This is a genomic window from Streptomyces lydicus (assembly GCF_000717345.1).
Classification (GTDB): domain Bacteria; phylum Actinomycetota; class Actinomycetes; order Streptomycetales; family Streptomycetaceae; genus Streptomyces; species Streptomyces lydicus.
The window spans coordinates 248,248-262,595 of the sequence record NZ_JNZA01000001.1 but is presented as its reverse complement, the minus strand read 5'-3'; the positions used below and the strand labels follow the sequence as shown (position 1 = coordinate 262,595).

The following is a 14,348-nucleotide window of genomic DNA, read 5'->3' as shown; positions in this document are numbered from 1 at the left end:
GCTACGACGGGCGCCCGCCGAACTGCCAGTGGTGCACCTCGATGTCGGCGTACCGGTCCGGGGCCAGAATGGCGCGCGCCGTCTCCGGGTCCGGTGCCCGGAGCAACGCCGCCGTGCCGAGCCAGAGCTCGCCGTTGTCGGACAGCAGCGGCCCGTAGGCGATCAGTTCGTCCCGGTCGGGCGGCACGGCGAGGTCGGCGGCCGGGCCCGTCCCGAGGCCGAGCACCAGGTATCGATTGCCGCCGTCCGGTCCGCCGGGGAAGTCCCACATGGTGCGCCCCAGCGTGTTGCGCCACCGCCGCAGCAACACGTCCCGATAGACGCCGGCCTGGTAGTTCGGCTCGTCGAAGGCGAACGCGCGGGCCGCGGCGGGATCGGGCAGGTCGACGATGTGCACGCTGCCGGTGGGCATGTCGCCGTCGTCGGCGAAGGTCGGGCCCCGGGCGATCAGCTCCTCCGCATACCGGTCCATATAAGACCAATGCTCTTCCAGTAGTTCGTCGCGCAGCGGCAGGGAGCCGGGCCGGTCGCGGTGATAGCAGAGAAATTCCATGCTCAAGAATCTCTGGCAGGGGGTAGCCAGGTCGAGCGGGTTTCACTGCGATGACTTCGGCCCGTTGGCATGGGCATGGTTCCTGACATGATCGATGAGTGACGAGTGAACCTGCGCGGTCCGGCCGTGCGAAGTACGTCTTGTTCGATGTCGATGGCACCTTGATCGATGCGGTGAGCAACCAGCGTCGGGTCTGGGAAACCTGGGCGGAGCGGTACGGGCTGGATGCGGCCGAGGTCTACCGGGTGGCTCTGCGGACGCGGCCGATGGAGACGTTCGCGCGGGTCGCTGCGGACCGCGATCCTCGCGAGTGCCTGGCCGCGCTGCACGAGCTGGAGGACGAGGACGTGCGGTCCGGCGTCTATGCGGCCTACGCCGGCGCGTCGGAATTGCTGCACGGCCTGCCGCCGGGGTCCTGGGCGCTGGTGACCTCGAACTACGAGCACCGGGTGCGCGGCCGCTTCCTGCGGACGGGCTTGCCGCTGCCGGGCGTGATCGTGGACGCGGCCGCCGTCGAGGAGGGCAAGCCCTCACCCGTCCCGTATCTGCAGGCCGCCGCGCATCTGGGAGCCGCGCCGGGAGACTGCCTCGTCATCGAGGACGCCCCGTCCGGAGTGCAGTCCGGCCTGCGCGCCGGGATGACGGTGTGGGGCGTGAACACCGCCGCCGCGGTGGACGGCGTGCACCGCCACTTCGTCAGCCTGCGCGAAGCGGTCCCACACATCCTGGCCTACGCAGCCGACTCTCATGGGGATGCCGCAGCCTGAACCCGTCCGCCCGCAGCGGGAGTGCTGATTTCTGTCTCGCGTGCGGACAGGCTGCTCAGCGCGGGCGGCGTCGTGCACCATCGGGATGTCCGTCAACGCCACGTCCGGCCGCGTGCGCTCGATCAACTGCACCGCTTGCCGCCCGTCACCCGCCTCCCCCACCACCGCCAGGTCATCCCAGGAATCGACCACCGGACGGAAGCCGGTGCGCAGCAGTTCTTCGTCGTCGGCCACTACGACCCGGATCGTCGTGAACGGCATCCCCTCATCAGCGTCCGCAGGAACGGCCGGGCGTCCCCCTCCGTCCACGATGACGCGACCCGTGTCAGGCGGGTCCCACAGGAACGCCGGTGGAGTCGGAGGGAAAAGACGTCCCTGCGGATCCTGCTGACGAGTATGCCGATGCCCTCCCACCCGGTGCCGGTGGTGGTGCCGGCGCGGGCGTTTGAGAGGGCGCTACGGTGGCGGGCCTCCGGCCGGGGTGGGGAGAGTCAGGGGCTGCTTCGGTGGTGAACAGGTGCAGGGACTCGGACAGTTCAAGCACCCGGCGCACTATGGGGCTGAGGGCTCGTAGGGACATGGTCTTGCCGTGTCGCTGTGCCAGCTCGCGTGTGGCGAGGAGGACCGCCACGCTGGAGCATGCCCAGAAGGAGACCTTGCTGAGGTCGATCGCGATGCCGCGGGCAGAGGAGTTCAAAGCGCTGGTGAGGCTGCGTAGAAGCATCTCCTCGCAGCCGTAGTCGATCTCGCCGCGGAGGACCACCACGACGATCCCTTCCGTGCGGGGGTCACTGTGAATCCTCATCAAGCAGGGCGGACCTACCACCCAGCCGGCTGTCTCCTCGGGTTGCACGGCCGACTGCGCCCCCAAGACGCGTCGTGTCGCAACCACCCTTTTCCGAGCATCCACCCCACTCGCCCTCCCTGGACACCTGCCGACCCCAGAACATCAACACGCGTAACGCGGTACACGAAATATATGTCATGTATTAGGTGTCGTCCAAGAGCGTCTTAAGATTGCCGCATGGGAGTGCCTAACCCTCACAACGGATGGACGTTCATCACCAACCATGCGCGCGTACTGGCCGCCATCGCGGACGACCCCAACGCGCGCATCCGCGACATCGCTGCCTACTGCCGGCTCACCGAGCGCGCCGTGCAGCGCATCATCGTGGACCTTGAGCAAGAGGGGTACTTGTCGCACAAGCGCGAAGGACGCGCGAACACGTACCGGATCGAGCCCGGGAAGGTCCTGCGGCACCCGGCTGAGGCTGGTCTCACCGTCGCCTCCCTCCTCTCGCTGCTCGTCCAGGACGAAGCCCGCCGCAGTGGCGAGCCGGCCCCGGTGACCGAGACGTAGCAGCGGCCACCGCGTCGCGGCTGCCCTGCGCGTCCCGTCCCGGGAGCGGGCCACCACTGCCCGTCCCCTGCCTCGGGCCGCCACCTGCTCGACGGATCCGAACCTCTCCCGCGGCCGGGCCCGCGATCTCACCGAGGCCCGGCGGCGCTGCATGCCGGAGGGCGGCTCGTAAGGTACGAGCCGCCCTCCGCCGCACCCTTGCCCTTGTTTCCCTACTTTCGGGCACTCACAGGAAGTTCACGTCACCCGTGCCGCGGTAGGCGCCGACAGACGAGCAATACGCGTAAGACCACGAGTAGTTGCTCACGGCCTTCCCGAATACGTACTTGCCGTTGTCACATTTGGCCCAGGCTTGGTACGGCCCTCCTGCACAGGCAGCACCCTGTGTCCGGGCATCGTGCCAGAGCACACAGTCCCCGTTCACCTGCTTGGTCCTCATGTCCCGCGTGCTCTGGCTCGTCGTCGGTGTTGCTTGCGTAGCGGCGGCGGTGGGGGCGATGCTCAGCCCTCCTGCCACTGCCGCGCCGGCAACCGCCAGCACGACGCTGCGTCGAATGTTCACGAGGTCCTCCTCCGCTGTGGGGTAACGAGGGCGGCGCGGGTGGACCGCGCCGCCCGGCTTGCGTCACCGAGACTGGCGGCCAGCCACCGTCGGTGACCAGCAACCGCGGGTGATGGGACCGTTCGTGAGCCGGCCCGCCCGCTGACCTGCACGGACAGCGCTACACATGAAGCGGTTCTGGGACACGGCGAAAACCTGCGGGCCCACGTGCGCAGCGAGACGCGGTTCTGCTCGAAGGCTCGTGCCCAGACAGAGCGTCGGTGGCGCCGCCACAAGCACGAGGCCGGCGTCGCTGAGCGTTCTGCGCTGGAGCGGCAGCCTGCTGCCCCTTCGGCTGTGCTGTGACCGGCCACCCGCCCGGCCGTAATTCGCTTGCCCTGGCCACGCATCGACGCTGCACTGTGGCGGGACACCATGCATCGTGGTGCCGGTTTCCCGGGGAGGCAGCGGCAGCAATGGAGATCCGTCCTACGACCGACCAGGACCTCGAGGTCTTCGTCGACACACTCCATGCCGCGTTCGGGCTCTTCCCGGAAACCCCGGCCGAGAGCGGCAGCGGGGGCTGGTGGTCGGCGATCGAAATGGACCGCAGCCTGTTCGCCATGGCTGCGGACGGGCGGCCTGTCGGCACCGCCGGTGCGTACTCCTTCGAGCTCACCCTGCCCGGTGAGATCCTCGTCCCGGCCGCCGGGGTGAGCTTCGTCGGCGTGCTGCCCTCGCACCGACGCCAGGGCGTGCTCAGTGCGATGATGCGCCATCAGCTCGCCGAGCTGCGGGCCCGAGGAGAGTTCCTCTCCGTACTGATGGCCTCCGAGTTCCCGATCTACGGCAGGTTCGGCTACGGACCGGCGACCTACACGCAGCGGCTGACTGTGCCGCGCCACCAGGCCGCCTTCGCCCTCCCCCGGGCGCGCGGAACGGCCGGCGCCCCGGCGACCGGAGCGGACACGGGCTCGGTCGAGCTGCTGCGGCGTGCCGAGTGCGGCGAGATCCTGGAAGAGGTCTACGACCGGTACCGCCGCGCACAGCCCGGCGCGCTGTCCCGGCCGCACCGCTGGTGGGCCTTGGGCGCCGGGCAGCCCCCGGTCTCGCCGGCGCCGCGCTACGTCGCCGTCCACCGGGACGCCGACGGCGTCCCGGACGGGTACGCCAGCTACTCGGTCGAGTCCGGCACCCTGACGGTCGACGAGACCATCGCCACCGACGACGCCGTCTTCACGTCCCTGGCCCGGTTCGTGCTCGGACACGACCTGGTCACAAAGGTCGTGTTCAAGCACGTCCCACCCGAGCATCCGCTGCGCCGGCAGCTTGCGGACTTCCGCGCCGGCCAGGTGAGCGACGACACCGACTGGCTCTGGGTGCGGCTGCTGGACGTCCCGCGTGCGCTGACCGCGCGCGGCTGGTTCACGGACGGCGAGCTCGTCCTCGACGTCGACGACCCGTTCCTCGGCGAACACGGTCGCTACCTGCTGACCGCCCGGGACAGTAAGGCCGACTGTGTCCCGACGGACCGGGAGCCCGACCTGTCCCTGGACGTGAGTGACCTGGGCTCGATCTACCTCGGCGGCACCGCCCCGAGCACGCTCGTACGTGCCGGACACATCCGGGCTCACCACCCGGGCGCGGCCACCCTCGCCGACGCCCTCTTCCGCGCCGACCGCCCCCCGCACTGCCTGCACTGGTTCTGACCGCGCGCAAGCAGTCCCTGCACAGGTCTCGTTAGTCGGGACAAGGTAGTCGCCGGCGGCCACGCCCTCGAAGAGATCGTCGACACGGTCTTTCTCCGCCTGGTGCGCTGACCGCGCCGCCGCACCTCGCACAAACATCAGCCCTTCCCCGGGGTGGGAGTAGTGCGAAGTGGGGTCCGGCCGGCAGGTGGGGCCGGTTACGGGGCGAGCCGGGCAAGGCGGGTCGCGCGTCCTCAGCAAGCAAGCTTCGCTGGCGGGCGGCGCGGCGGTCCTTGAGTGAGCAGGGCGCAGCGGAGGCTGACCTGGCGGTATTGGACGACGTCGTGGGAGGCGCCCCGGACCTGCCCGGCCCGCAGGGTGAGGCGCTGTTCGTCTCGGGCGGTCGGCTGCTGGGAGCCTTCACCCTCGCGGAGCCGCCCGCGGCGGACAGTGCGCAGGTGCTGCCGGTGCCCGATCCGCTGGGTGTGGCGATCGATCGCGACCACCAGCTGCCGCATGTGGTCGTGGCCGTGGACCGGGAGGGGGCGGACGTGGAGGCATACCCGGCCGCCGCACACGAGCCCGCTTCGCGTCGCACGTTCAACGGCAGCACCCTCCACATCAGCCGGGTGCGGGCGGGCGCTGAGGCAATGGGCTCCTACCACCGCCGCACCGTCAACCTGTGGACCGAGAACACCGAACAGGCGGCTGACGACGTGCGGGCCGCCGTGGCCAGCGTCGAGGCCGCCGTGGTGCTGGTCGCCGGGGACCCCAAGGCAGTGGGACTGCTGCGCGAGCACCTGGCTGCACGTCAGTCGGACGCGGAGGTGGTGTACATCGAGGGCGGCCGCACCGACGACTCGCCCGGGAGGCCCTACGGGCAAGCGTGGACGCCGCCATGCACGAAGTCATGGCCAGCCGTCACCGCGCCGTGCTGGAGCGTCTGGAGGCGGAGCTGGCCGGCGGCAGGGCGCTCCAGGGCATTCCAACGGTCAAGGAGGCACTGGCCGAGGGCCGGGTGGAGCCGCTGCTGCTGGCCGCCGACCGCGGCGCGGACCCGGTCCTGTTCGCCTCCCGCCGTGACCCACGTGCCCTGGGCACCGACCCAGCGGCGTTGGGCGAGGACTCGACGGCTTTCAGCGCCTCGGCGGCGCCGCTCCTGCTGCGTTCAGCAGTCCTTGGGGGCGCCTCGTTCACCGAGATCCTTCCTCCGACTCGCTGCACGGACGGCGTCGCCGCCCTGCCGCGCTACTGACACAAGGAGTTCGCGGCGGCCGCCCACGGCGGATCCCTTTCCCTACCTCACCTGGATTCCGAGCACTGCCAGCACGACGAGTGCTCTCCGCACAGGCGGAGGTGACGCGCTGCCAGTCCTCGGTGTAGTCGCAGTGCTCTTCGCGCAGCGTTGGCCGGCCGGGAGCCGTCGCTCTGCTCCCCCGGGGCCTCAGTATGCGGAGCGGGAGGGGGCAGGCGCGCTGACGTCGTCCTCCAGGTCGACTTCGAGGAAGCTGTTCGCGTAGGCCGGCTCGAGGAAGACGTTGCTGTAGTCCGGCTTCGCAGGACGCGGGAGGTTGGCAGCGATCTCGCTGTGCGGCTGCGGTGTCGAGGTGGGCATGAGGTTCCTTGGTGTTTTACGGAAGCAAGTGGTGGGCCGCCATGGCCAGCAGAGTGCGGCCAGCGTCGATGAGCTCTGATTATCGCTGGAGCCGGCACAACTGAGGTCAACGGGGGTCCGGAGAGGTTCAGCTGCCGTGGTGGTGTTGTGGTGTCGCACCACGTGCAAGCTCAGTAGATCTTGTCAGGAAAACGCTGTGTTGGGCACCTCGTTTATGTTTCACGCCTGCCGCCGCACCACTGTCGGGCGTCGCACCGGCCCCAGGAGCCAGTGCCGGCGGGCCTCTGCACCGTGGTGGCGGCCCCTGTGCCAGCAGCAGCGTCCGGTCCCACATGGGCGCGTCCTCCGTGGCCCCTATCTTCGCCCCGAGCGTCTCCAGAAGAGCGTTCACCTTCATTTTATTGCAACGAAGAAGGCCCGGGTTGTTGCATTAGGCGTTAGATCATTGCAATGAATGCAGGGCCGTGAGCTGCATATATGGCGATTCCGCGCAACGTGCATGTTGCCTGATTCCAGAATGCAACGTAGCGTTTCCATCATCGGAAACAACGAGCCGAAGGAGCGCACGATGCAGAAGTTCCACACCCCCGCCCCGGTGACCGCCGTCCTCGACATCCCTGCGGGACACATCCGGTTCATCGCCGCCGACCGGGCCGACACCACGGTCGATGTCCGGCCCGCGGATGCCTCCAAGAGCCGCGACGTGAAGGCGGCGGAGCAGGTCGAGGTCGCATACGGAGACGGCGTGCTGCGGATCGAGACCCCGGCGGCGAAGAACCGGATCCTCGGTCCTTCCGGATTCGTCGAGGTGACCGTCCAACTGCCCGTCGGCTCCCGCGTCGAGGCGAAGGCGGCCAGCGCCGAGTTCCGGGCCGTCGGGCGGCTCGGGGACGTCGTCTTCGAAGGCGCGCACGGGTCGGTCGAGCTCGACGAGACCGAAAGCGCCCGCCTCGCCCTCCTCGCCGGCGACGTCTCGGTCGGCCGCCTGGGCGGCCCCGCGGAGATCACCACCGCCAAGGGCGACATCCGCATCGCCGAGGCCGTGCGCGGCACGGTCACGCTGCGGACCGAGGCCGGCGAGATCTCGGTCGGCGCCGCCCGCGAGGTCTCCGCCTCCCTGGACGCCGGCACAAGCTACGGCCGGATCCACAACTCGCTGAAGAACACCGAGGGCGCCGCCGCCGTCCTGAACATCCACGCGACCACCGCCTACGGCGACATCACCGCGCGCAGCCTCTGAGAAGCACCCCGCATGACCGACCAACCCGGCCCTCGCGGCGAACAGGCTGCGCACGTCCTGCGGCGACAAAGTCGTGGGGAGCCGCCAGGGCCGGCCGCCGTTGCGCATCCGAGCCGCGCCGAACACGTCCATACGCCAGACAAGGAATGACCATGAGTGAATCCCTCCACGCCGTCAGGAACAACGCCGGGCAGGATCGCCCGGAACTGCAGAAGGCCATCCAGGAGTTCGTCGATTCGGGTTTCGCCGGGATGCAGATGCGCGTGCATGACGAGCAGGGCGCGTGGGTCGGCAGCGCCGGGGTGCGCAAGCTGGGCGACACCGACAGGCCGCCGACGAACGGGCAGTTCTGGGTGGGCAGTTCCACCAAGACCTTCACCGCGACGCTGGTGCTCCAACTGGTGGCCGACGGCGCGATCGGGCTGGACGCCCCGGTGGCCGACCACGTGCCCCAGTTCGGACTGGACAAGCGGATAACGGTGCGGAGGCTGCTGCAGCACACCACCGGGTTGTACAGCTACACGGGCGAGCTCGACCCCGACGGGACGTTCGTGCCCGGGATCCCCGCGGTGGGCAAGGAGTGGGTGGACAACCGGTTCCGCACCTACCGGCCGGAGGAGCTCGTGCGGTTCGCGTTGTCCAAGCCGGCGCGGTTCGAGCCGGGGACGGACCAGAGTTACTCCAACACCAACTACACGCTGGCCGCGCTGCTGATCGAGCAGGTCACCGGCCGCTCGTACGCCGAGGAGATGCAGCGGCGGATCCTGCGGCCGCTCGGGCTGCGGGGCACCGCGGTGCCGGGCACCTCACCGGAGCTCCCCGGGCCGCACGCCCACGGCTACTACCGCTACCAGGACGCCGACCAGTGGAAGGTGGTCGACGTCTCCCGCCAGAACCTCTCCCTCCTGGTCGGCGCCGGTGACATGATCTCGACCACCCAGGACCTGCACACGTTCTTCTCCGCGCTGCTGGGCGGCAAGCTCCTGCCGGCCCCGCTGCTGGCCGAGATGCGCACGCCGCACGGGCCGCTCGGCTACGGCCTGGGGCTGTTCGTGCAGGACTTGGGCCCGGACAGCGGCGGCACCATCGTCCACCACAACGGCGGCGCCCCGGGGGGCTACGGGGCGCTGATGATCAGCACGCCCGACGGCAGGAGGACCCTGACCGCAGGGCTGACCACCGGCGACGCCGCGACCGACCCGGCACAGGAGTTCCCGAAGGCGTTGGACAGGCTCATCAAGGCGGTGTTCAGCGGCGGGAAAGCCGCGGGGTGACGGGCTGAGCCGGCTCAGTCGACGGGCCGATCGCGGGCTCGCTGGGCGAAGCCGTCGAAGGGGGCGCGTCGCACCCGGAAGCTAGGCGGCCGCGTAGAGCTGGGTGATGGCATCGACCAGGTCGCCCAGGCCGTTGGGGTGGTGGTCGTGCCACCAGGCGAGGGTGACGGGGATGCGGGGGCCGTCCTTGATGGGCCGGTAGGTCACGCCGGGGCGCGGGTGGTGGTGCGCGGTGGCCTCAGCGGTGGTCCCCACGCCGCGCCCCGCCGCGATGGCGTCGAGCCAGCTGTCGACATCGGTGGATTCGATGAACCGGGGTGGGTGGTCGGCGCCGCTCCACAGCTGGCTGCTGGTGGTCCCGACCCGGGGATCGATGATCACGGTGCGGTCGGCGATCTCGGCCATGCTCAGCCGGCGCCGGCGCGACCACTGCGGGTCGTCGGACGCGAAGGCGACCAGCCGGCGTTCCAGCCCCACCACCAGGGAGTCGAAACGCTTCTCATCGACCGGTCGGCGCACGATCGCCACATCGCACAGGCCCTCGGCCAGGCCGGCGGTGGGCGAGTTGTGCCGGACCAGCTGCAGCTCGATGGCGTCGTGGCGCTGCGCCCACTCCCTCTGCAGGCGCGCGGTGTGCCGTCCGAGAGCCGCCCATGCGTACCCCAGGCGGAGGACGCCGTGGCGCGAGGTCAGGAACTCGGTGAACCTCTCGGCCTCGGACAGCACCCTGCGCGCATGAGGCAGCACCTGTTGTCCGGTAATGGTGAGTTCGCACCCTCGCGGCACCCGCCGCAGGAGCCGGTCCCCGACGGTCTTCTCCAGGCCCGCGATCGTGCGCGAGACCGCCGCCTGCGAGACGTACAACTGCGCGGCGGCATCGGTGAACGACCCCGCTTCGGCGGCGGTGACGAAGAACCGCAGCTCTCGAAGACTCCACTCCATAACTCAAGCGTATGGCAGTGCCAAAACATGCACTGGGTTTATGCGGTGCCGCGCTCCTAGCGTGAGCGTATGGACACCCTTGAGGCCACAGATCGCATGCACGACGCGCCTGCCGGCGGGCAGCAGCACTCTGCCGGTAAGACGATGTCGCGTCAGCGCGCTACCGGCATCGTGATGATGCTCGCCAGCTCGGCGTCGAACCAGACCGGCGCCGCCCTGGGTGCGTCGGCGTTCCCGGCCATCGGTCCGGTCGGCGTGGTCGCGGTCCGTCAGTTCGTCACCGCCATCGTGCTGACACCGATCGTGCGCCCGAGGCTCCGTGGACTGCGCAAGGACCAGTGGTGGCCGATCCTCGGTCTGGTGGTCGTGTTCAGTGTGATGAACCTCAGCCTGTATGCCGCGATCGAGCGAGTCGGGCTCGGCCTGGCCGTCACCCTCGAGTTCCTCGGCCCGCTCACCGTCGCCGTCGCCAGCTCACGACGGGTGCTCGACATCGCCTGCGCCGTCCTGGCCGGTGTCGGCGTGGTGGTGCTCACCAACCCCGGCCCTACCACCGACATCATCGGCGTCACCCTGGCACTGCTCGCGGCGACGGCCTGGGGCTCCTACATCCTGCTCAACCGCACCCTCGGCCGGCGCCTTCCCGGGCTGCAAGGAACCGCTGTGGCCAGCCTCGTCACCGCCGCCGCCTGGACCCCGATCGCCCTGACCTGGTTCGCCCTCCACTCCCCCACGGCCGCGGCCCTGGCCCTCGCCGTCGCCTGCGGACTGCTGTCCTCGATCGTCCCCTACGTCACCGACCTGCTCGCCCTGCGCCGGGTACCGGCCCAGATGTTCGGCACCTTCGCCAGCATCAACCCCGTCTGGGCGGCCCTGGCCGGCTGGGGCCTGCTCCACCAAGCGCTCGACCTCAACGAAGGGATCGGGATCGGGTTGATCGTCATCAGCAACGTCCTGATCTCCGCACGGGGATTCACCTCGCCAAAGGAGCGGCGGCGGGCTGCGGCGCTCCGGGCCATTGCGGACTGACCAGGCCGCCGCGCGCTGACCGCGGGTCCGCCCGGGGGGCTCAGATGGCTTCGCGGATGGCCCGCTCGAAGCCCTCGACGTGATCGCGGGCGAGCTGGGCCGCCTTGTCGGGGTCCCCGGCAATGATCGCCTCGATCAACGGTCCGTGCTCCTCGACATGGCCGGCCATGTCTGACATGCGCTCGACGAACAGGCACCAGATGCGGGTGGCCAGGTTGTCGTGGCGGACGAGGGTGTCCTCCAGGTACGGGTTGTGCGTGGCGGCGTAGATGGCGCGGTGCACCTGAAGGTCCAGGCGCATGAGCTCGTCGGCGTCGCGCCGGCGGGAATCCACGCTCTCCAGCTCCCGCCGTACGGCCGTCAGGGTCGCCCGGTCCGTGGCGGTGGCGCGGCGCGCGGCCTGGGCGGCGGCCAGGGGCTCCAGCTCCTGGCGCACCTCGGAGATGTGGGCCAGGTCGGTGATGTTGACGTCGGTGGCGAAGGTGCCGCGCCGGGGGTAGGTCGTGATCAGCCGCTCGTACTGGAGCCGCTTGAGCGCCTCGCGCACCGGCGTCCGTCCGACGCCCAGGGACTGTGCCAGCTGGTCCTCGTTGATCGGCGCGCCCGGGCGGATCTCGAGCATGACGAGGCGGTCGCGGATGGCGCGGTAGGCGCGCTCGGCGAGGGAGAGCTCCTCGCCCCTGGGCTCGGTCGCCACGTGCTGCATGAGGCCCCCTTGACGTGTTCGGCAAGCTCCCATACCTTAACGCACAGTCTGATATATCAGTTGCTCATTAGTTGGCTCTCAGAATGGTGCGCAGATGGCAACGAACCCGTCGATCACCACGGTCACCTCTCCCCTCTCCCTCCCGCTGAGCAAGGTCGACCCGGATGTCGCCGCCGCGGTGGCCGCAGAGCTTCACCGTCAGCAGTCGACCCTCGAAATGATCGCCTCGGAGAACTTCGCCCCGGCCGCCGTCATGGAGGCCCAGGGCTCGGTACTGACCAACAAGTACGCCGAGGGCTACCCGGGCCGCCGCTACTACGGCGGCTGCGAGCACGTCGACGTCACCGAGCAACTGGCCATCGACCGGGTGAAGGACCTGTTCGGCGCCGAGGCCGCGAACGTGCAGCCGCACTCGGGCGCCCAGGCCAACGCGGCCGCGATGTTCGCGCTGCTCAAGCCCGGTGACACGATCCTCGGCCTCGACCTGGCGCACGGCGGTCACCTGACCCACGGCATGCGCCTCAACTACTCCGGCAAGCTGTACAACGTCGTGCCGTACCACGTGCGCGAGTCCGACATGCGCATCGACATGGACGAGGTCGAGCAGCTCGCCCTCGCGCACCGGCCCAAGATGATCGTCGCCGGGTGGTCGGCCTACCCCCGCCGGCTGGACTTCGCCGCGTTCCGGCGGATCGCCGACGCGGTGGGCGCGTATCTGATGGTGGACATGGCGCACTTCGCCGGCCTGGTGGCCGCGGGCCTGCACCCGAGCCCGGTGCCGTACGCCGACGTCGTCACGACCACCACGCACAAGACCCTCGGCGGCCCGCGCGGCGGTGTCATCCTCAGCCGCGCCGACCTCGCCAAGAAGATCAACTCGGCGGTCTTCCCCGGTCAGCAGGGCGGTCCGCTGGAGCACGTCATCGCGGCGAAGGCGGTGGCCTTCAAGGTGGCGGCGGGCGAGGCGTTCAAGGAGCGCCAGCAGCGCACCCTCGACGGCGCCCGGATCCTGGCCGGACGGTTGCTGGCCGACGATGTGGCCGAGGCCGGGATCACGGTGCTGACGGGCGGCACCGAAGTTCACCTGGTCCTCGTCGACCTGCGGAACTCCGCTCTCGACGGGCAGCAGGCCGAGGATCGGCTGCACCGCATCGGCATCACCGTCAACCGCAACGCGGTGCCGTTCGACCCGCGCCCGCCGATGATCTCCTCCGGGCTGCGGATCGGCACCCCGGCCCTGGCCACCCGGGGCTTCGGGGCCGGGGAGTTCCGCGAGGTCGCCGACATCATCGCGCTCGCCCTCAGGGAGGAACTCACCGACGCACACACCGATGAGCTGCGCGGCCGCGTCACCACGCTCGCCGAGAAGTTCCCCCTCTACGCCGACCGGAACGGATTCGCCGGATGACCACCACGCCCCTCCCGGAGCACCCCGACTGGCTCTGGCGCAACCCCGAGCCGCGCTCCTCGTACGACGTCGTCATCATCGGCGGTGGCGGTCACGGTCTGGCCACCGCCTACTACCTCGCCAAGCACCACGGCATCACCAATGTCGCCGTCCTGGAGAAGGGCTGGCTGGCCGGCGGCAACATGGCGCGGAACACCACGATCATCCGCTCCAACTACCTGTGGGACGAGAGCGCCGCGATCTACGAGCACGCGCTCAAGCTGTGGGAACAGCTGCCGGAGGAGCTGGATTACGACTTCCTGTTCAGCCAGCGCGGCGTGCTCAACCTCGCGCACACCCTGCAGGACGTCCGCGAAGGCGTACGCCGGGTCAACGCCAACCGCCTCAACGGTGTCGACGCCGAATGGCTCGAACCGGACGAGGTCGCCAAGGTCTGCCCGATCCTCAACGTCTCGGCCGACACCCGGTACCCGGTCCTCGGCGGCACCTACCAACCGCGGGCCGGCATCGCCAAGCACGACCACGTCGCCTGGGCGCTCGCCCGCCGGGCCGACGAGATGGGCGTCGACCTGATCCAGGGGTGCGAGGTCACCGGCTTCCTCAAGGACGGTGACCGGGTCGTCGGCGTCGAGACCAGCCGCGGCCGCATCCTCGCCGGCCGGGTCGGCCTCGCGGCCGCCGGGCACAGCAGCGTGCTGGCACAGCGCGCGGGCTTCCGGCTGCCGGTGCAGTCCCACCCCCTCCAGGCGCTGGTCTCCGAACTGCACGAGCCGGTGCACCCCACCGTGGTGATGTCCAACCACGTGCACGTCTACGTCTCCCAGGCGCACAAGGGCGAGCTGGTGATGGGCGCGGGCGTCGACGCGTACAACGGGTACGGCCAGCGCGGCTCCTTCCATGTGATCGAGCACCAGATGGCGGCCGCCGTCGAGCTCTTCCCGGTCTTCGCCCGCGCCCACGTGCTGCGCACCTGGGGCGGCATCGTCGACGTCACGCCCGACGCGTCCCCCGTCATCGGCACCACGCCGATCGAGAACCTCTACGTCAACTGCGGCTGGGGCACCGGCGGCTTCAAGGCCACCCCGGCCGCCGGCCTGACCTTCGCGCACACCATCGCCACCGGCGCACCCCATCCGCTGAACGCCCCCTTCGCCCTTGAGCGCTTCACCACGGGCGCACTGGTCGACGAACACGGCGCCGCGGCCGTGGCCCACTGAAAGCCTGT

General features: G+C 70.0%; 15 protein-coding genes and 1 pseudogene. 10 read left to right on the top strand and 6 right to left on the bottom strand.

The window, feature by feature from the left end:
* Position 1: 1 nt before the first annotated feature.
* Entirely contained in the window at positions 2-553 is a 552-nt protein-coding gene (locus OO62_RS01170) for a YciI family protein (protein ID WP_033265162.1), read from the bottom strand.
* Positions 554-651: 98 nt separating this feature from the next.
* Here OO62_RS01170 and OO62_RS01165 point away from each other — a divergent pair, with 98 nt between their 5' ends.
* Positions 652-1,320 carry an HAD family hydrolase gene (locus tag OO62_RS01165; RefSeq protein ID WP_033265161.1) on the top strand — a complete coding sequence of 223 codons (669 nt, stop codon included), beginning with the start codon at positions 652-654 and terminating at the stop codon, positions 1,318-1,320.
* 325 nt (positions 1,321-1,645) lie between these two features.
* On the opposite strand, the gene OO62_RS41615 is transcribed toward OO62_RS01165, so the two are convergent.
* Positions 1,646-2,125 (bottom strand): STAS domain-containing protein, encoded by a 480-nt coding sequence (locus OO62_RS41615; RefSeq protein ID WP_078616957.1) that lies wholly within the window; start codon positions 2,123-2,125, stop codon positions 1,646-1,648.
* A 219-nt stretch (positions 2,126-2,344) separates the two neighbouring features.
* On the opposite strand from OO62_RS41615, the gene OO62_RS01150 reads away from it, so the two are divergent.
* Positions 2,345-2,680 (top strand): helix-turn-helix transcriptional regulator, encoded by a 336-nt coding sequence (locus tag OO62_RS01150; RefSeq protein ID WP_033265158.1) that lies wholly within the window; start codon positions 2,345-2,347, stop codon positions 2,678-2,680.
* Between the two features lie 226 nt (positions 2,681-2,906).
* Here OO62_RS01150 and OO62_RS39415 read toward each other — a convergent pair whose 3' ends face one another.
* Complete coding sequence (locus tag OO62_RS39415) at positions 2,907-3,242, bottom strand: hypothetical protein (RefSeq protein ID WP_129322931.1); 336 nt, start codon at positions 3,240-3,242, stop codon at positions 2,907-2,909.
* Between the two features lie 455 nt (positions 3,243-3,697).
* Between OO62_RS39415 and OO62_RS01145 the strand changes: the two genes are divergently transcribed.
* The 3 genes and pseudogenes from OO62_RS01145 to OO62_RS40375 all read left to right on the top strand — a co-directional run bounded on the left by OO62_RS01145 (position 3,698) and on the right by OO62_RS40375 (position 6,164).
* Positions 3,698-4,930 (top strand): GNAT family N-acetyltransferase, encoded by a 1,233-nt coding sequence (locus OO62_RS01145; protein ID WP_033265157.1) that lies wholly within the window; start codon positions 3,698-3,700, stop codon positions 4,928-4,930.
* A gap of 323 nt (positions 4,931-5,253) precedes the next feature.
* Positions 5,254-5,709, top strand: a pseudogene (locus OO62_RS41485) (baeRF2 domain-containing protein); the annotation flags it as partial.
* Positions 5,710-5,819: 110 nt separating this feature from the next.
* Positions 5,820-6,164 (top strand): hypothetical protein, encoded by a 345-nt coding sequence (locus OO62_RS40375; protein WP_228332697.1) that lies wholly within the window; start codon positions 5,820-5,822, stop codon positions 6,162-6,164.
* Between the two features lie 189 nt (positions 6,165-6,353).
* On the opposite strand, the gene OO62_RS39410 is transcribed toward OO62_RS40375, so the two are convergent.
* Positions 6,354-6,524 carry a hypothetical protein gene (locus OO62_RS39410; RefSeq protein WP_157850123.1) on the bottom strand — a complete coding sequence of 57 codons (171 nt, stop codon included), beginning with the start codon at positions 6,522-6,524 and terminating at the stop codon, positions 6,354-6,356.
* 568 nt (positions 6,525-7,092) lie between these two features.
* Between OO62_RS39410 and OO62_RS01135 the strand changes: the two genes are divergently transcribed.
* Positions 7,093-7,764 (top strand): DUF4097 family beta strand repeat-containing protein, encoded by a 672-nt coding sequence (locus OO62_RS01135; RefSeq protein WP_033265156.1) that lies wholly within the window; start codon positions 7,093-7,095, stop codon positions 7,762-7,764.
* A gap of 152 nt (positions 7,765-7,916) precedes the next feature.
* Positions 7,917-9,038 carry a serine hydrolase domain-containing protein gene (locus tag OO62_RS01130; protein ID WP_033265155.1) on the top strand — a complete coding sequence of 374 codons (1,122 nt, stop codon included), beginning with the start codon at positions 7,917-7,919 and terminating at the stop codon, positions 9,036-9,038.
* A gap of 81 nt (positions 9,039-9,119) precedes the next feature.
* Here the strand turns inward: OO62_RS01130 and OO62_RS01125 are convergent, their stop codons facing one another.
* A complete protein-coding gene (locus OO62_RS01125; RefSeq protein WP_033265154.1) occupies positions 9,120-9,980 on the bottom strand; it encodes a LysR family transcriptional regulator in 861 nt (286 codons plus the stop codon).
* A gap of 69 nt (positions 9,981-10,049) precedes the next feature.
* Here OO62_RS01125 and OO62_RS01120 point away from each other — a divergent pair, with 69 nt between their 5' ends.
* Positions 10,050-11,009, top strand: a complete 960-nt coding sequence (locus OO62_RS01120; protein WP_033265153.1) for an EamA family transporter — start codon at positions 10,050-10,052, stop codon at positions 11,007-11,009.
* Positions 11,010-11,049: 40 nt separating this feature from the next.
* Here the strand turns inward: OO62_RS01120 and OO62_RS01115 are convergent, their stop codons facing one another.
* Positions 11,050-11,715 carry a GntR family transcriptional regulator gene (locus OO62_RS01115; RefSeq protein WP_033265152.1) on the bottom strand — a complete coding sequence of 222 codons (666 nt, stop codon included), beginning with the start codon at positions 11,713-11,715 and terminating at the stop codon, positions 11,050-11,052.
* A gap of 94 nt (positions 11,716-11,809) precedes the next feature.
* Here OO62_RS01115 and glyA point away from each other — a divergent pair, with 94 nt between their 5' ends.
* On the top strand, positions 11,810-13,123 hold the full coding sequence (gene glyA / locus OO62_RS01110) for a serine hydroxymethyltransferase (RefSeq protein ID WP_033265151.1): 1,314 nt from the start codon (positions 11,810-11,812) through the stop codon (positions 13,121-13,123).
* Positions 13,120-14,340: a sarcosine oxidase subunit beta family protein gene (locus OO62_RS01105; protein WP_033265150.1), complete on the top strand. Its 1,221-nt coding sequence runs from the start codon at positions 13,120-13,122 to the stop codon at positions 14,338-14,340. Before glyA ends, OO62_RS01105 begins: the two co-directional genes overlap by 4 nt.
* Positions 14,341-14,348 lie beyond the last annotated feature (8 nt).